Below are 20,084 nucleotides of genomic sequence, written 5' to 3'. Positions count from 1 at the left end.
GGTAGAGGCAAATGTATACAAAGGCGGATATTAAGGATATTTATTTTCTGACACCTATGCAGGAGGGAATGCTCTTCCATCATTTAATGCATCCAGCTTCCAGCGTCTACCTAGAGCAATTTCATTTTAGTCTGCAAGGCGAATTTAATCCACGTATCTTTGAAAAGACGATCGCACTAATCGTTGAGAAATACGAGGCTCTACGTACCGTGTTCATTCACAAGAATGTGAAAAAAGCGGTGCAGGTCGTGCTGAAGCAGCGGGTGCAGAGTATTCGTACAGAACAGGTTATCGGGTTGGATGAGACAGCACAATCTGAATTTATAGAACAATATAAAGCATCGGACAGAAGTCAGCCGTTCGATTTAACGCTGGATGCTCCTGTCAGGTTGACGGTTATTGAGCGGAGCGACCGCCGAGTCGATGTCATATGGACGTTTCACCATATCATACTTGATGGCTGGAGTGTGGGCTTGCTACTACGGGATTTCAGACGTATGTATCGGCAGCTTAAAAGAAACAGACCGATAAGAACTCGGCAGGTGTTGCCGTTCTCTAACTATATTCAGTGGTTAGAGAAGCAGGATAAAGATTCAGCGATGGATTATTGGAACCATTATTTGTCGGGATATGAGCAGCGTGCGGGAGTTCCTGCATGGAAGCTGGATAATGTCGAAGGTGAAGCCTACTCGCTCTCAGAAGTGAACTTTACCGTAAACCGGGCGTTGACCGAGAGATTAGAGGCCTTAGCCCGAAAGAGTGGTGTTACGCTCAGTACGATGCTGCATATGATCTGGGGCATTGTACTACAGAAATATAATAATGTAGATGATGTAGTGTTTGGCTCGGTGGTCTCTGGGCGTCCACCAGAGGTGAGCGGGATTGAGCAGATGGTCGGCATGTTCATCAATTCCATTCCGGTTCGTATTCGCAGAAATGATCAGACTACTTTTGCAGAATTGCTAGAAACGGTAAGAGATCATGTAGCACTTTCTTCAGGGAATGAATTTGTAGCTTTACCTGAAATTCAGAACGCTTCGTTACTCAAGCGGGAGCTTCTGGACCATGTGCTTGTCTTTGAGAATTACCCGTTAGAAGAAGGGATTCAATTAAAAAATGAACGTGATCTTGGCTTTGTATTAAGCCAAGTGCAGGTCTTCGAACAGACCAACTATCACTTCAATGTTGTAATCGTTCCTAGTGGAGAAATCTCCATACGTTTGGGTTACAACACCAAGGTATATGATCAGGATTTTATAGAGGGCATTCAAAGACATATCGAATTAATTGCCGAAAGTCTTCTGGATCGGACGGATATGAGAATCAGCGAATTGATGCTGCTATCAGGTACAGATGCTGCTACTTCAGGATCGGCAAAGGGAACAGAGTATTCTGCTTTGGAACAGCCAGGGACCCTTACACAGTGGCTTAAGCAACAGGCTATTCAGAATCCGGATAACGTTGCACTCGTATATGGCGAAAGCAAGTTGACCTACGCTGAGCTGGATGGAAAATCGAATACGCTCGCTCGTGAGCTCAGAGAATGGGCGATAGGCCCCGAAGATATTATAGGGATTATGGCAGAGCCTTCGCTAGAGATGATCGTAGCAATCTGGGGTGTGTTAAAAGCGGGAGCTGGATATGTACCGATAGATCCTGAATTCTCGGCAGAACGGCAAGCTTATATGCTAAAAGATAGTGAAGCAAGGCTGTTAATTACACAAGAGGGCAATCTTCGGGCAGAGGAACTTCCGGTAGAAACGTTGTATCTAGATAGCAATCAAATGGAGAATGGTGCGGAGATCCAATGGCCGGATAATGATCCAACGGATACGGTGTATGTGATCTATACCAGTGGAACAACGGGAGTTCCTAAAGGAGTCGCGATTGCTCACCATAATCTTGTGAATTACTTGATCTGGTTCCAGCGTACAGCAGAGCTTCGTTCCAGTGATAAGACGGCCTTAACCTCTTCCTTTGCCTTTGACCTCGGATATACCGCTCTTTTCTCAGCAATGGTAAGTGGGTGCGAACTTCATTTACTGGATAAAGAGTTATATGCATCTCCACAGCGGCTTCTTGAATATGGTAGAGTTCATAATCTTACCTTCTTAAAAATGACACCAACACTTTACAGCACCTTGCAAAACGAAACAGAGGCTGAGAATCTGTTCTTCCCATCCTTGAGAGTGCTAGTACTTGGCGGTGAACCGATTCATGTGAGGGACGTGGAACGGACTTTCCAGCTTAGCAGTAACATTCGAGTAATGAATCATTATGGCCCTACAGAAGCTACAATCGGCAGTATTGCTCATTGGATGGAACGAGATGGATTAGAGCGATTTAGTCAGATGCCTACGATTGGCAAACCTATCGATAATACTAGAATCTACATTGTGGATAAGAACAATCATCTGATGCCGACGGGTTTAGCCGGAGAAATCTGCATTGCTGGAAATGGAGTAGGCAAAGGGTATATAAACCGTGAGGATTTGAATAGCAGTAAGTTTCTAATCCTGTCTTTATCAGGATGTGAAGAACGATTATACCGTACAGGTGACAGAGGTAGAGTGCTGCCAGATGGCTCTATTGCTTACCTAGGACGGATAGATGATCAGATAAAAATAAGAGGCTACCGAGTAGAACCCGCAGAGGTGGCATATCAGATACAGCAGCATAAGGACATCACAGATGCGGTCGTGATTGGCCGTCAGGATTCCAGCGGACAAAATTTACTCTGCGCTTATTATGTAACAGATTCAGGTCTGAAACCAGCAGAGTTGAGAGCTTTCCTGACTCAATTATTACCTGATTTTATGATCCCGACCTATTTCATGGAGCTGGCTACCTTACCTGTAACTCCTAACGGTAAAGTTAACAAGAAGGAGCTTCCCGAACCGGAAGCAGGTGCTTTCTTATACAACATCTATAAAGCTCCACGCAATAAGCTAGAGAGCAAGCTGACTTATATCTGGCAAGAGGTCTTGAATATAGAACGTGTAGGTATTCAAGATGATTTCTTCTTACTGGGAGGTCATTCGCTTAAGGCCATGGTGCTTGTATCTCGAATTCAAAAGGAGCTTAGTATCGAGGTGCCACTTAAACAACTATTCGTCACTTCCACTATAGCAGGTCTTGCGGATTGGATGGGAGGGGCGATCCAGCGAGTACAGCTACCAATCCCGGCAGCTGAGTCACGGGTGATGTACTCGGCGTCACCAATGCAGCAAAGAATTTACGCCTTAAGTCAGCTGGATGATCAATCGACCACCTATAATATGCCGAATATATGGATCGTGGATGGGGAGCTGGATCGCGTACGGTTGCAGCAGGCCATGAAAGATATTATCGGACGGCATGAAATTCTGCGGACGTCTTATCTTATGACGGAGGAAGGGCTAATGCAGCAAGTGCATCAGGAGTTCTCTTTTGAAGTCCCGGATATTACAGGAGATAGAGATTCTGTTGCTTCATTAATTGATGAGTTTATTACTCCGTTTGCCTTAGACAGGGCTCCGATGCTCAGAGCACAGACAGTTCGGGTTGAGGATGGAAGACAGCTGCTACTGATGGACATTCATCATATTGCTTCTGATGGCATCTCCACAGCGATTTTATTTCAGGAACTGATGGATCTTTATGCTGGTTATTCTATAGAAGAAGCTACTATCCAGTACAAGGATTACACTGAGTGGAGATTGAGTTCAGAAGGAGTGGAGGAGCGCGGTAAACAGGAGAAATTCTGGAAGGAACAACTTCAGGACGATCTTCCCGTCTTGAATCTGCCAAGTGATTTTCCAAGGCCAGCTATACAAAGCTTCAAAGGTGACTTTATTGATTTTACCTTGAATGGAGCGGTTGTCGATGATATTCGGCGGTTGTCTAGAGAAACGGGTGCCACTTTATTTATGGTCTTGCTGGCAGCCTATAACATTCTTTTATCAAAATACACGGGGCAAGAGGATATTATTGTCGGTTCAGTCTCCATGGGAAGGCCACATGCGGATTTGGAACGGACGATGGGCATGTTCGTGAATACGGTAGCGCACAGAAATTATCCGGAAGGTGACAAGACCGTTTTTGATTTCCTGAAAGAAATCAAGGAACGTTCGTTGGATGTATTCGAGAATCAGCATTACCCTTTCGACGAGCTGCTGGATGTGCTTCAAGTACGAAGAGAAAAAAGCAGGAATCCGATCTTTGATACCATGTTTATTCTGGAGAATATGGATGTTCCGCAGATTGAACTGGGCCATGCCAAGCTGTCTTACTATCCTTTTGATTATAAGATAGCCAAGTTTGATATGACGGTGTTTGCCGAGGAGCGTATGGATGAAATTGTTTTCCGATGGGAGTATGGAACTGATTTGTTCCACCAGGAGACGATACGGCGTTTTACAGAGCACTATTTGAATATTATACGGGAGATGACTCGGAAGACAGATGCCCCAATAAAAGAACTGCAGCTGATGAGCGAGGAAGAGAGAGCAGTCATTGTTCAGGAATTTAACGATACCTGGACGGACTATCCAAGAGATCTAACGGTTCCACAGTTATTTGAGGAGCAGGTGGCAAAGTTTCCTACACATGTTGCCCTAGTCTCTGGTGAAGAGCAAATGACATATGAGGAGCTAAATCAGCAGTCTGGAAGGTTGGCTTATCTGCTTCGAACTCAAGGTGTTGGCCCAGGTCATAGAGTGGGGCTGATGGTGGAACGTTCATTTGAAATGATCATTGGGATCTTAGGAATATTGAAAGCAGGCGGAGCCTACGTACCTATAGATCCAGAGTATTCACAAGAACGTATCGGCACCATTATTGAGGATGCACGGATTCAGGTACTTTTAACCCAAAGCTTATTAGTAACAAAAGTTCATGAAACAACGAGAGAAGTTCTGCGTGAAGTGATCTGGCTCGATGGTCTGCATGCGCTTCAGGTTAACGAATCATTCATACCTTTTCCTTGTCAGATAGATTCCTCCTCTCCAGCCTATGTGATGTACACTTCAGGATCTACCGGCAAGCCGAAAGGAACGATAAGCAGTCATTCCGGCATTATTCGCATAGTAAGGAATACTAACTATATCAAAATTACTGAAGATGACGCACTGCTGCAATTGTCCAATTATGCTTTCGACGGATCTACCTTTGATATCTTCGGCGCTCTTTTAAATGGTGCTAAGCTGGTGCTAATTGACAAGGAGTCGATTTCGGATATCACGGAATGGACGAAGATGATCGAGAACGAACGCATTTCGCTACTGTTTATTACCACCGCATTATTCAACACCGTCGTGGATGTGAACGTTGAAGCTTTGTCTCAGGTAAGGAAAGTCCTCTTCGGAGGGGAACGCGTTTCTGTGAATCATGTTCGTAAAGCACTCGATACCTTTGGTGATGATAAGCTGATTCATGTTTATGGTCCAACGGAAAGCACGGTGTTCGCTACTTACCAGGAAGTAAAGGCTCTTTCAAATTCGGGGACCCTTCCGATCGGCAGACCGGTCTCCAATACCCAAGTGTTCATTGTGGATCGTTACCATCAATTGCAGCCTATAGGTGCGCTCGGGGAAATTATGATTTCCGGTGATGGCTTATCGCTCGGCTATCTGAATCAACCGGAGATGACCGCAGATAAATTTGTAGAGCATGCATATCTGGAAGGCTGCACGATGTATAAGACGGGGGATTTGGGCCGCTGGCTTCCGGACGGATCGATAGAGTTCCACGGCAGAATAGATCAACAGGTAAAAATTCGTGGATTTCGTATAGAGCCAGGGGAAATAGAGGCAGTGCTGCTACAGTTGGCTGGAGTGCAAGAGGGGGTAGTGCTCGCCAAGGACAACGGTATAGGAAACAAGCAATTATGCGCGTATCTGGTTACTGACGAATTGCTTAAGCCGACGGATATCCGCCATTACTTAAGTCAAAGATTGCCGGAATATATGATTCCAGCCCATTTCATCTTTATGGATGCACTGCCTTTAACCTCAAATGGCAAGGTGAATACTCGGGCTCTGCCTGAGCCAATGTACGGATTATTAGAAGCGGGCGATCAACTCTTTGAAGGACCAGCGAATACACAAGAAGAGCTGCTACTGCAACTCTGGAAGGAAGTACTGGGTGTTCAGAGTATCGGTGTGCATGATGATTTCTTCAGGCTTGGCGGACATTCGCTGAAGGCGATGGTCCTTTTAGCCAAAATACAGCAGCGATTTCAGCTTCATTTGCCACTTTCAAAATTATTTTCAGGTCCGACGGTTAGACAATTATCAGAGAATATGAACCTGGCGCAGCCTAACTTAGAACGGGTTGTTCCAGTGGCAGAGTTTCAGGTGTTGTACCCGGCATCTTCTGCACAGCAGCGGATCTACGCTTCATCCATGAGAGAACCGGATAGTATCGGCTACAATATCCCCTTTGCGGTATACCTGGATGGGGAGCTAGACCTTGCAAGACTGGGAGAAAGTCTTCAGGAGTTAACGAATCGTCATGAAGCTTTACGTACTGTATTTGAAGAGGTAGAGGGGACGGTGGCTCAACGGATTCTGCCAGAGCAGAAGATTCCACTTGAACATTACCAAGGGACAGAAGAGCAATCAGAGGAGATGATTGGAAGCTTTATTCGTCCCTTTGAGCTTACCAAAGGACCTTTGGTACGTTGCGGAATCGGAACACTGTCTACCGGAAGGTATCTGCTCATGCTCGATATGCATCACAGCATAAGCGATGGCAGCTCAATAGCGATTCTTTTTAAAGAGTGGATGCAGCTCTATCGTGGGGAATTACTACCACCAGTGTGGCGCCAGTATAAGGATTATGCAGTCTGGCAGCAGCAGTTCATCCGCTCTGAAAGTATGAAGGCTCAAGAGAACTACTGGATAGAGCAACTTCAGGGTGATATTCCGGTGTTGAACTTGCCAGTGGATTTTCCGAGACCAGCTGTTCGTTCCTTTGAAGGTGCCAGCTTGACGGCCACATTGAATGAGGAATTGTTCGGAAGGATCGGAGCACTCAGTCGAGAGACAGGTACGACATCCTATATGGTCTTAATGGCCGCTTTTCAAATCATGTTAGCCAAGATTACTGGAGAACAAGATCTACTTGTAGGGACCGTGGCAGCGGGAAGAACAGAGGGTGATATCCACGATACGGTAGGTATGTTCGCTCAAACCTTGGTCATTCGAGGAAATCCAGCTTTCGATAAAACAGGAAAGCAATTTCTACAAGAGATCAAAATGACTACACTGAATGCTTTTGAAAATCAGGACTATCCTTTCGATCATTTAGTTCATGCACTCGATGTAAAGCCTGATGCTAGCCGTAATCCACTATTTGACGCCATGTTCATCTATGAGAATACCGAGACAGGCCGACTTCAGTTTGGAGATACCGTATGCACACCTATTCAGAACAGTGCTGGTAGTGCCAAGACGGATCTTACACTAGTGGCTGTGGAAGAGGTAGCTGGCGGGATCTCACTGAAATGGGATTATAGTCGCCAACTATTCAAGCTAGAGACGGTAAAAAGACTTAGTCGTTACTTTACTGAGATGTTGAGCCAGTTGTGTAGCTGTCCTCATGCCAGTATCTCCATGCTTGAGATGGTGAATGGAGCTGAAAAAGAGGCGCTCTTGTTCGGCTACAACAACACTGCGGTTGAATACGAGGAAAATAATACTTTGCTCCTGTTGTTTGAAGAGCAGGCAGTATCGAACCCCGAGCAGATCGCATTAGTCCATGGCGACTCACAGATCACCTACGGAGCGCTAAACGAGCGTGCAGAGCAAATGGCAAGAGGGTTTGTCAGCTTGGGTATTCAACCTTCAGCTACGGTTGCTGTGATGCTGGATCGTTCGATCGAGATGGTTATCGGAATTCTAGCGATATGGAAAGCTGGAGGGGCTTATGTACCTCTTGATCCTGATTACCCGCAGGAAAGAATCTCTTTCATGCTGGAGGATTGCGGAGCCAAGTGGCTGCTAACTAATGAACAAGGAAGCAAGAAGATTAGTTTCTCAGGTACGGTGATTAATTTTGAAAATCCGGTGGAGCATCAGGACGAGGGAACATTGCCTTTGAAGAAATCACCAGATGACCTAGCTTATGTCATCTACACTTCGGGTACGACGGGAAGACCAAAAGGAGTGGCCGTTACTCAGCGGAGTATAGCCAATACGCTGCAATGGCGCCGTGAGGCTTATGCACTCGGGATCTCGGACACTGTGCTTCAGTTATTTTCTTTCTCATTCGATGGCTTCTTGACGAGTCTATTCACTCCACTTATCTCGGGAAGTCGAGTGGTTCTACTGTCTGATAGTGATGCTAAGGATCCGTTTGTTATCGCGGACAGTATTTCTGATTACCATGTAACTCATTTTATAGCAGTGCCTAGCCTGTATCTGGCTCTTCTCGAATGCTGTGAAGCGGAGCGTCTGCATTCGCTAAATCAAGTGACATTGGCGGGTGAACAGATTACGAAACACGTGATTGAAGAGAGCAAACGGCTGCTCCCACACACAGAGTTGATGAATGAATACGGACCTACGGAGAATAGCGTGGCAACAACCTTCTTTAGAAATTTGCAGCCGGATAGACCTGTATATATTGGTAAGCCGATTGCAAACACGGAGATCTACGTACTTGGCAAGGATCATCTTCTGATGCCAGCAGGTATGGAAGGGGAGCTATGTATTTCAGGTACAGGCTTGGCTGTCGGTTACTTGAATCGACCGGAGCTGAACGCAGAGAAGTTCATTTCCAATCCTTATTTTCCTGAAAAACGCATGTATAAGACAGGGGATTTGGTGAAGTGGCTGCCAGACGGAAACCTTTGCTACATCGGAAGAATAGATCGTCAAATCAAAATTCGCGGCTACCGGATTGAGACCGATGAAATCGAGAACGAGCTGCTCCGTCATGAAGAGGTAACCCAAGCGCTTGTTATCGGTAGAAAGGATGATGAAGGCAAGTTATACTTGTGTGCTTATATTATCGGCGAGGGAAAGGTAGAAGAACGAGAATTGCGGAAGCATCTATCCTGTCGTCTTCCAGATTACATGCTTCCAGCCGCTTTTATTCATCTGGAGCAGTTCCCACTGACGTCTAATGGGAAAACGGATATTGCAGCATTGCCTGCCCCTAAGTTCACCTCCAAGCGAGGAAATGAGGATACAACTTTCCAGAATGAGTGTGAACGCAGTCTGGCAGAGGTATGGAATAAGGTTCTAGGGAAGACGGGGGTGAATGCCTCGGATAATTTCTTCGAACTCGGGGGCGATTCGATCCGGGCGATCTCGCTGGTGTCCGAAATTCATAAGCAAATGGGCATTAAGGTGGCTATTGCTGAATTGTTCCATTATCCAACCATCCGGGAGCTTGCAAGCTTACTTGAAAAAGAGCAGCGGGAGACCTTGGCAAGAGTTGTAGTATCACTGGAAGCTAGCGGATTGTACCCTGCTTCCTCAGCGCAAAAACGGATGTTTGTACTGAACCAGATGCAGGAGAGCAGCACGGTCTATAACATGCCTGTAGCGCTTATGCTTGACGGCGTTCTGGATCGTACCCGGTTAGAACAGGCCTTGGAGCAGTTGATTGCAAGGCATGAGCCGTTAAGAACCTCCTTTCATCTGAATCAAGGCAAGATTGTACAGCAGGTTCATTCCGAAGTTCCATTTCGCATGGGGTATCGAAAAATCCCTGAGGTTAGTCTGGAAAAAGCACTGAAATCGTATAGTAGATTCTTTGATGTGACTCGTGCTCCTTTATTCCGAGCCGTTCTGCTTAACATTCATGAGCAGAGAAATGTATTGTTCCTTGACATGCACCATATTGTTTCAGACGGAACCTCAATATCTGTTCTGCTTCGCGACTTAACTGCGCTGTACAACGGAACAGGCCTTTCGAAGCTGGAAGTGCAGTATAAGGATTTCTCTGTATGGCAGGAGAACTTTCTACAGTCCGAGATGTACAGTGAGCAAAAGAGCTATTGGATGAAGATGTTTTCAGGTGTTCTTCCCTCTAAAGATCTCCCGACCGACTACCCTCGCTCTGTAACTAGAACGTATGAAGGCAGGGACGTCTGCTTTGAAGCAGAGCCTGAATTGAGTGAAGCCCTGAAGAAGCTTTCCATAACGGAAGGAACTACCCTGAACAATGTGCTGGCTGCTTGTTATCATATTTGGTTGTCCAAGTATGTGGATAGCGAGGATGTTATTGTCGGTTGTGGCGTATCTGGTAGAAGTCATGGCGATTTAAGCTCCATGGTGGGCATGTTGGTGAATACAGCTGCTATTCGCAGCCGTCCGCAAGGGAAGAAGACCTTCAGAACCTTCCTTAGAGAGTTGAACGAGGAGACGTTGTCTGCATTTAACCATCTGGATTTCCCTTTCGAGCATATGATCAGTGATCTGAAGCTTGCACGAGAAGCATCCCGAAATCCATTGTTTGATACCTTATTCGAGCTCCAGAGCTTGGCGGATCCAGGAGCAGATCCGGTGATGAATGGGCTTGCCGTTCAAAGGCTGGATACACGTTCAGGGTTAACCAAGTTTGACCTGGCACTGTTCGCCGGGGAAATAAGCGATCAATTGTACTTTAGCTTCAATTATAGAACTTCGCTTTTCCGCGAAGAGACCGTAGTCAATATGGCCAACCAATATATGCGGGTTCTTCGAACCATGGCAGAGGCTCCTGATTGTTATATTCAGGAAGTGGATATCCACTCTCCGGCTGAAGAGATATACTCCTAATTTATTGTAGAAGGAGGTCAGTAAGGAATGAATGATATTCAAAAGGAGGAGAAGAGATGGCAGTAAATAAACGGGTCATGAGCGGCTTTCCGGAGCAAGAGCATGATCGGAAGTTATGGGATCTTAGCGATGATTCAGAGAAGCAGCAGTCTAAGGGGGAGCTAATCTGGAGTGGATTTCCTGAGGAACTTGAACAGAGAAATCTATTTTCTGAAGAAGTCTATCAATTTCAGCAGTGCAGAATACCCTTACCCTCTGCTCTAGCTGAAAGAGTAATGGAGGTGGTATCTAACTCCTCCAGCGGAAAAGTTTCTCTACTGTTAAGAGCCGTGCAATATATGCTCTTCAAATATTGCGGTAATCAACTGATTACAACCGGGGTGCTAACGAAAAGTGCAACTGGTTCGAAGGTGGAGAGAAGGGTATATCCTGTACTGACTTCTATCGATCCTGGTTCTTCTTTGATGGAACAGCTTGTAGAATCGGGCATCATGGAATCTTTCACCGAGGATTCCATCAAGAGATCATCTTTGAAGCCTAAAAAAAGCTTGGAGCCCCTTAAGGTAGAACGGGGAGAGTCACCTTGGAAAACGCTAGTGCTTACAGAAGCACTCGAAAGTGCAGAAGAAGCGGAAATTATTGGTGCGGAAATGGCTTTTGCTCTGGTAGAGCGAAATGAAGCAATGATTCTGGAGGTAGTATACAACGGCCTGTTGTTCTCAGCGGAGAAGGTTTCTACCCTCTCGGGCCAATTGCTTCATTGGTTAATGGAAGCCCTGAGCCATCCCAATCAACCGTTAATGCAGCTTGATATTGTTCCTCCTGAGGAGAAGAACAGATTGCTTTATGAATTCAACCCTATCACTACTCTTTATCCGCAGACCCAAACCGTGGTTAAGCTGTTTGAATCGAAAGTACTGGAGACGCCGGATGAAGCGGCGGTCACATCCGGCAATCAGCAATTTACTTACCAGAAACTTAATGCAGCTGCCAATCGAATTGCTCACCAGTTGCAAGCACAAGGCATAGGTTCGGGCTCCATTGTAGGCATTATGGCTCAGCCCTCACTGGAGATGTTCAGTGGCATACTTGGCATTTTAAAGTCAGGAGCTGCTTATCTGCCGATTGATCCCGAATATCCGCTGGACCGTATTCAGTACATGCTGAATGACAGTAAAGCAGAGGCGATGCTATACCAGACAGAACTGGAACTGCCCAAACATTATGGAGGAAAATTACTTGATCTGAAGGTTTTGGGGGAAGGGGACGAGGAAGAGAGCTTAGGTAATCCAAACGTGCCATATACTCCTGAAGATCTGGCTTATGTTATTTATACATCAGGATCAACAGGAGCACCCAAAGGTGTCATGATTGAGCATCGAGCTTTACTCAACCTATGCTTCTGGCATCTGGATCAATTCGAGGTAACGGCTACCGATCGTGCAACAAAATATGCTGGGTTCGGATTTGATGCATCAGTATGGGAGATATTTCCTTACTTGCTGGCTGGTGCTTCCATCCACATTGTTCCTGCGGAAGCTAAGCTTGATATGGTGATGCTTAATCACTTTTTTGAAGAGAAGGGGATATCCATTAGCTTTCTGCCCACTTCCATCTGTGAAAGATTCATTAGGCTGCCAAATCATAGTCCATCACTTCGTATCCTGCTTACAGGTGGTGATCGGCTGAAGCAGACGCGAAATACACCTTATAAGCTGGTGAATAACTACGGCCCGACAGAGAATACCGTTGTCGCTACCAGCTATACCATTTACGATTCCCGCTTAGCCAATCATATAGGACGCCCAATTCATAACACGCGGATTTATATTGTTGATGAGTATGGAGCATTACAACCAGAGGGAGTGATTGGGGAAATGTGTATCGCAGGGGATAGTCTCGCACGAGGCTACCTGCATAATGAAGCATTAACTGCAGCTAAGTTTGTTAGCAATCCCTTCGAGCCGGGAGAGAGAATGTACCGTTCAGGTGATTACGCCAGATGGCTTTCCGACGGAAACATAGAATTCATCGGAAGAATGGATGACCAGGTCAAGATTCGAGGGGTTCGTATTGAACTCGAGGAAATCGAAAATCGATTGTCTCAATATCCAGAAGTAGAGGGCTGTGTAATCACAACCCGTGAGAATGAGGAATCTGGTAAATACCTTGTTGCTTATTATGAGGCCAGACAGGAGATTCCGGTTTCGCAGCTTCGATTGTTCCTCTCAGAGACCTTACCCGAGGCATGGATGCCTTCGACTTATATGTATTTGAAGCAGCTACCGATCACCCCGAATGGGAAAATCGACAGACGCGCTTTACCGGAGCCTAGTGTAGCACGACCTATGCTGGAGGTTCTATATTCCTCATCCAAGACGGAGACTGAACAGATGCTTTCTCGGATTTGGGGGGAGCTGCTAGAGGTCGAGCAGATTGGTCTCGATGATAACTTCTTTGATCTAGGCGGGAATTCTCTGCTTTTAGTATCAGTTCATGCCAGATTAGAGGAGGAGGCTCCGGGAAAAGTAAAAGTCGTTGATTTGTTTGATTATCCGTCCATATCCAAGCTTGCGTGCTTTATAGATGAGAGTTCACAGCCAGCGGTGATCGAACCCGTTCATACAGAAGTAATGCTTAGAGCGGATTGCTTGCGAAGCCTCGAGGAAGAGGAAGGGGATGGAAACATTCGATTCCGTCTAGAGGGATGGAGAGCGGAGCAACTGCGTGATTGGGAGGAAGGGTCTACCTTTGATCTACCTAGCTTGTTCTTAGCTGCATTCTTCTATCAGATATTTGAAATTAGTGTGCAAGAAGAAATTGTGGTCCAGGTCCTTTCAGAGGATCTGCAATGGATTGTGCCGGTTACAACAGATTTCGATGACATTTATCAATTTAATGAGCTTCTTGAACAGGTATCTACAACTATTTCAGGACTGAAAGGCTCAGATGGCTATCCGGTCTATCAAGCTATTGATTGGCTGGAAACGGATCGCTTGAAGAACAGCAAATCGATCGTGCCATTCTTCTCTTATAACGAATATGAGGAGAATATGAGTCTTCACCAGGCTGATTTATATGTGCAAATTGTTGAGGATTTAGAGGGCTATGAATGTATCTGTGATTATCGTACAGATCTGTGGAAAGAAGCTAAGGTTTTTGAATTTTTGGAGAAGTACGCGGACAGCGTTGTCAAAATGCTTGAGGTCCAAATATAGAAGAGGAGTGATTGTACATGGGCAAAATCGCATTTTTATTTGCAGGTCAAGGCTCTCAATATGCTGGAATGGGTAAAAATTGGGTGCCGTTATACCCCGAAGCTCAAGAAGTATATGAAGAGGCAAACGAAGCTGCTGGATTCGATCTAGCTAAGCTGACTTTCGAAGGCAGTATAGAGGAACTAACCCGTACGGAGAATACGCAGCCTGTTTTAGTGGCCATGAGTGTTGCCGCTTATCGCGTGTATATGAATAGAATCGGCGCCCAGGCGGATCTGATGGCTGGACATAGTCTTGGAGAAATTTCCGCATTAGCATGCGCCGGTGCGATATCCCTGACGGATGCCATCCGAATTGCCCGTAAAAGAGGGCTGCTAATGCAAGCCGCAGCAGCCGATGGAGCAGGAGCCATGGCTGCGATCAGCGGAGTGGATCAAGCAGAGATTGAAAAACAATGTGCGTTGGCATCGCGGGATGGATACTCAGTTGCTATATCCAATATTAACGCTCCTTCACAAATTGTGATTTCAGGTAATAAAGAAGCAGTCCAATCGGCGATTGAAGCTTTAAAGAGTATTGGAGGACGCGCAGTTCTTTTAAAAGTGGGGGGACCCTTTCACAGTTCATTGATGGCACCAGCAGCAGAAAGTTTCTCCGAGGAGCTGTTGAAATACAGCTTTAAGAAAGGGCCGTTTGGAACTCCAGTCCTCTCGAATATCTCTGGTCGTCCTTATGAAGGTGGAGAACAAATTGTTGCCAATTTAGTGAAACAGATAGTCGCTCCGGTTCAGTGGGTTGCCAGTATGAAATATTTGGCTGAACAAGGGGTCACCACAGCGATTGAGTTTGGGCCAGGCGCCGTACTCACTAATCTTATGAGCAGAACAGCGCCTGAAATACAAACCCTCTCTTTTGATAAGTCGCCATCCCTTGAAGTAATCAAGGAGACCGTTGAGCAGGTTCAAACCGTTCCAACATCAGATTCTCGGCCAGCATTATCACTGCTAGCTCGAAGCCTAGGGATTGCTGTCAGTACTAGAAACCGCAATTGGGATCAAGTAGCCTACAAAAAGGGAGTATCTGAACCCTACAAACAAATTCAACAACTGCAAGAGAAACTTGAGCAGGAAGGAAGAGAACCTAGTTTAAGTGAAATGAAAGAAGCTGTGCTTATGCTGGAAAGCGTGTTTAAGACCAAGGGCACACCGCCAGAAGAGGCAGTGGAAAGATTCGAGCAGCTGTTCGCAGAGACGGGTACCGGCCATTTATTTCAGGATTATAAAGTAATGGTATGAGCGTAGGCTGATCACGGGACTAGATGGAGGTGAAGGGCATGGCCAACAATGATTTTAAGTTTGAAAGCGGAAGGCGGAAGAGAGATACGGAAGCTTCCAGACCCGGAACAAATAGAACGGATCAGGGATCCAGACGGGATATTGCAGTGATCGGGCTCTCCTGCCAATTCGGGAGCTCTAAGAATCGCTATGAATACTGGGATGCTTTAAGCACCGGAAAAGACCAGATTGGACCTTATCCACAGGAACGAAGAGCCGATGCTGAAAACTATCTTAGACATTTTATGAATGCTGATGACGCAAAGAAATTAAACTTTTCTGAAAAAGCATATTTGGAGGAAATTGATAAGTTTGACTATCAGCTATTCGCTATTTCTCCTACAGAGGCAAGTTTGATGGACCCGAATCAGCGACTGTTTCTAGAGGCAGTGTGGGGGGCCATTGAAGATGCCGGATACGGAGGTAAGAAACTGGTAGGCAGTAAAACCGGGATTTATGTTGGATACTGCAATATTTCATTGGAAGAATACTTACGCTTTATAGAAATGGCGGATCCTTCTCTATTCAACATTTCCATCCCGGGAAATATTAAGTCCATTATCGCGAGCAGAATCAATTACTTATTCGATCTTAAGGGTCCGAGCATGTTGATTGACACCGCTTGTTCTTCGTCCTTAACAGCGGTTCACATTGCATGCCAAGCTATACGTAACGGAGACTGCGATTTGGCTGTAGCAGGTGGGGTGAAGCTGAACCTGATTCCGGGAGTGAAGAGTGAGAACGAAGATATTGGTATCAGCGCTTCAGATGGCAGAACCCGAACTTTTGACGACAGCTCGGATGGTACGGGAGGCGGCGAGGGTGTGGGAGCCATACTTCTGAAACCTCTGCATCAAGCCATGCTCGATGGCGACGATATCTATGCGGTCATTAAAGGCAGCGCTATTAATCAGGATGGCAGCTCGGTGGGGATTACGGCCCCTAATTCTGCCGCACAGGAAGCTGTGATTCTTAAGGCGTGGGAGGATGCCAGAGTTAATCCTAACACCATTACTTATATCGAAGCACATGGAACAGGCACGAAGCTGGGCGATCCGGTAGAAATGAATGGATTGGAGCGTGCCTTTCGCAAACATACGGATAAGAAGCAATTTTGTGCAATAGGCTCCGTGAAGACGAATATTGGACATTTAGACGGTGCGGCAGGCATGGCGGGCATGATTAAGGCTATTCTTTCACTTCATTATAAAAAGCTTCCTCCTAGCCTGCATTTCAAACGCCCGAACCGGAGCATACCCTTTATCGATTCCCCCCTTTACATTAATGACCGCCTAATGGAATGGGAGTATGAAAAGGGGCCACGGAGATGTGGAGTCAGCTCTTTCGGCTTAAGTGGCACGAACAGTCATGTCATTCTGGAGGAGGCACCTCCTGTAATTCATAAATCTTGCGCATCTGGGGAGCGATTGTTGACACTGTCGGCGAAGAGTAAGGAAGCTCTCAAAGCTTTAGTTGGACATTACGGTGAGCACTTGCTGGCCGAACCGGAAGTTGCACTGGAAAGTCTATGCTATACAGCAAATACAGGAAGAGGACATTACAATTACCGTTTAGCGCTGCTTTTGTCGGATAAGGAGGAACTTCGGGATCTTATACAAATTCTGCTGAATCAAGATCCAGAGAACGTTAATTCTCCCAGAATTTATTACGGAGAGAGCAAACTGATCTCCCAACTGAAAGAGAGCAGAGAGCAGGGCGAAATCACTAAGGAAGATAAACACCGCCTGACTTGTGAGGCTGAGGAATGGATCATCCGCTTAAAACAACATGCAGATACGGCTTCTCTTGCCGCATTGGCTAAGGTATACACGAGAGGCGCTGAAGTGGAATGGGAGCATCTGTATGAGGGGCAAGAAATTCACAAGACGAGAGCTCCTTTATACCCATTCACTAGAAAAAGATGCTGGATAGAAAGTAAAGGTCACCATGAGCGCAGACCTGCTTTTGAGAAAACCATTGGTCATCCTCTATTGGACAGATGCTTAGCTAAGTCGATAGATACTCAAATCTACTCCACGATATTTAGTATCGAAAGACATTGGGAGCTTCGCGAGCATGTGCTTGGAGGGCATTCTATCCTTCCTGGAACATCTTATATTGAAATGGCCCGTGAGGTAGGTAGTCAGTATTATGGAAGCCAGAATATCGAGCTGAGAAATGTCCTCTTTACACTACCTTTAGTCGTGGATCAGGACGAAGAGAAAGAGGTTCAGACCAGTATTCGGATGTTCGCTGACCATCTGGAATTCACGATTGTGAGCAAAGCGCGACCGGAATCGGAGTGGGTGAAGCATGCCGAGGGATTTATTTATCCATTAGCTAGCGGGAAACCTAAGAAGCTGGATATCAGCGAGATTCAGCAGCGTAGTCTCCACCAATTGATCATCGATGATGAGGCGCTGGCAGGAGCACTTGTGCACACTGGTCCTAGATGGAGAAATATTCGCAAGCTTTATATTGGTGATGATGAGGTACTTGCGAAGCTAGAAATATCTGAGGCTTATGTGGATGAGATGAAGAAATATTATTTATACCCATCCTTGCTGGATGGTGCGGTTAACGCTGCTAATGGTACTGCGGGAGAGGGGCTGTACTTACCACTTCACTACGAAAAAGCCAGATTCGCAAAAGCAATCCCTGGTCGATTCTATAGTTATCTTAGGAGAAAAAGCATGTCCAAGGCCAGCGACGAAGTAGCAGCCTTTGATATTTCTCTGGTGGATCTAGATGGCGAAGTCTTCGGCGAGATTGAAAACTACACGATTAAGAAGTTGCATGAGTTCGAGACGAAGCTGCAAGAGATCTCAGGAAAGCAGAGTAAATATCATGAGATTTGCTGGATACCCAAACCGAGAGATGCTCAGCTGACCGAAACTCAGACTCAACCAAAGCGAATGATCATGTTGGCGAATGACAGCTCTATTTGTCAGAAGATGTCTAGGTATTTAGAATCCTCCGGGGTAGAGGTTACGCAAGTCCTTCTCGGAACAGTGTTTCAGCAGATTGATGGGAGAACATTTATACTGCCTAACACGCTGGAAGGATTTGCACAATTGCTTCAGGCTACCAAACATCTATCAGCGGACAAAATCATTCACGCTTGGGGTTTATCGGAAGACGAGAGCCCGGCAACTGTGGAGCAAGTGAATGAACAAATACAACTGGGCGTAATTAGCCTCTTTCACTTATCTAAAGCTTTAGCGGGTACAAAGAGGGGAAGAGAGATGGAGCTTATTGTTATGGCTACTGAAGCTTTTGAAGTGAACGGTGAGGAACAAAAAATCCATCCTCATCATGCCTCACTCTTCGGGCTAGCTAAAGTAATCAGCCATGAAAATAGCAAAATTCCAGTTCGCTGCGTAGAGCTCGATGGAGATGAGTCTGTATCCGCAGCCAGTGCAGAGATACTTATGCCTAAGCAGGAATTCACTTCGTCTTATCGAAATGGCGTTCGTTATGTAGAGCAGTTCACTGAACTTCAACTTCACCGGGAACTTGAGAATGGATTGAAGATCCGACCGGGTGGAGTATATGTAATCACGGGTGGAACAGGAGGTATTGGGCTTGAAATAGGTAAATATCTTGCTTCCTTCGGAGATATAACCATTATTCTCTTAAGCCGAACCACTTATCCAGCGAAAGGGCATCAACCGGAACTGGCGAAACAGAAATTGCAGGCTGGATATCATCGGCTGCTAGACGCAGTGAGAGAGATGGAGAGCTGCGGAGCTACAGTGGAATGGATGTCAGTAGATATTACGGAAGAGCACCAGCTTGAGCCTGCGCTTGAACATATCCGCGCGAAGTATGGAACGCTGAGCGGCATGATCCATTGTGCAGGTGTAGCTGGGGAGGGTTACATCATCCGCAAAGAAGTGGAAGAAATGGTGAGAGTGCTTAAGCCCAAGGTACAAGGGACGTGGCTGCTCGACAAGCTTACGGAGAAAGATCCATTGGATTTCTTTATTCTCTGCTCATCCTTGACCTCGGTCTTTGGCGCACCTGGACAGAGTGATTATACCGCCGCGAATGCTTATCAGGATGCGTACTCATTTTTCAGAAATAAGCAAGGTAGAAAGACCCTCACCATTAATTGGGCAGGCTGGAATGAAACCGGAATGGCTCTGGACTACGGTGTCAGCGAGAAGGCGGGCATGTTCAAACCCTTAACTTCTGCAGAAGGGATTCTGGCCTTAACAACTATCGGCAGCTTAGAGCATCGACAGGTGCTTGTAGGTGAAGTGAATGATTCGATTTTTGCTGAATCGATTCCATTTCTTCCGGTCAGCTTATCGCCTGCGCTGAATGCTAAATATAAACGAAGTCATACGAGCAGTAATAATTTAGAGCAAGTTGATAACCTGGATGCTGCGATTACGATCAAAGGGAAGGATCGAGAGGCATTAACTCCAACTGAGCTTCGCATCGCAGGCATTTGGGCGAAGGTTCTTGGCATGAGTGAAATCGACATCTATGACAAGTTCTTTGAGATTGGTGGGGATTCTCTTCTGGCTTCACATCTGCTGAAGGAAGTAGAGAAGGTATATCCCGGTGTTATCGACATTACGGATGTATTCATTTATTCAACCATTCTAGAAATGGCAGGCTTTATTGAAAGCAAGACCGTTCCTGCAGTTATCGAAGGCGTGAATGTAAGCAGTAGCTTTGAGGATAACATTGATTTCATATTGGAGCGGCTCGCGTCTGGTAAGCTTGCTGCGGATCAAGCGGAGGCCTATATACAGGACTAATATTGTGAG

At 46.0% G+C, this 20,084-nt stretch carries 4 protein-coding genes; all 4 read left to right on the top strand.

The window, feature by feature from the left end:
• Positions 1–11 precede the first annotated feature (11 nt).
• The 4 genes from NSS87_RS27395 to NSS87_RS27380 are packed head-to-tail and all read left to right on the top strand — an operon-like array spanning position 12 to position 20,075.
• On the top strand, positions 12–10,751 hold the full coding sequence (locus NSS87_RS27395; RefSeq protein ID WP_339243559.1) for an amino acid adenylation domain-containing protein: 10,740 nt from the start codon (positions 12–14) through the stop codon (positions 10,749–10,751).
• Positions 10,752–10,807: 56 nt separating this feature from the next.
• On the top strand, positions 10,808–13,969 hold the full coding sequence (locus NSS87_RS27390) for an amino acid adenylation domain-containing protein (protein WP_339243557.1): 3,162 nt from the start codon (positions 10,808–10,810) through the stop codon (positions 13,967–13,969).
• Positions 13,970–13,986: 17 nt separating this feature from the next.
• Entirely contained in the window at positions 13,987–15,264 is a 1,278-nt protein-coding gene (fabD, locus tag NSS87_RS27385) for an ACP S-malonyltransferase (RefSeq protein ID WP_339243556.1), read from the top strand.
• 38 nt (positions 15,265–15,302) lie between these two features.
• Complete coding sequence (locus NSS87_RS27380; protein WP_339243554.1) at positions 15,303–20,075, top strand: SDR family NAD(P)-dependent oxidoreductase; 4,773 nt, start codon at positions 15,303–15,305, stop codon at positions 20,073–20,075.
• Positions 20,076–20,084: the final 9 nt, after the last annotated feature.

The sequence above is a fragment of the Paenibacillus sp. FSL F4-0243 genome (assembly GCF_037963295.1).
Classification (GTDB): Bacteria; Bacillota; Bacilli; order Paenibacillales; family Paenibacillaceae; genus Paenibacillus_AQ.
Note: the sequence above shows the minus strand (reverse complement) of the source record. Positions and strands in the feature narration are given on the sequence as shown.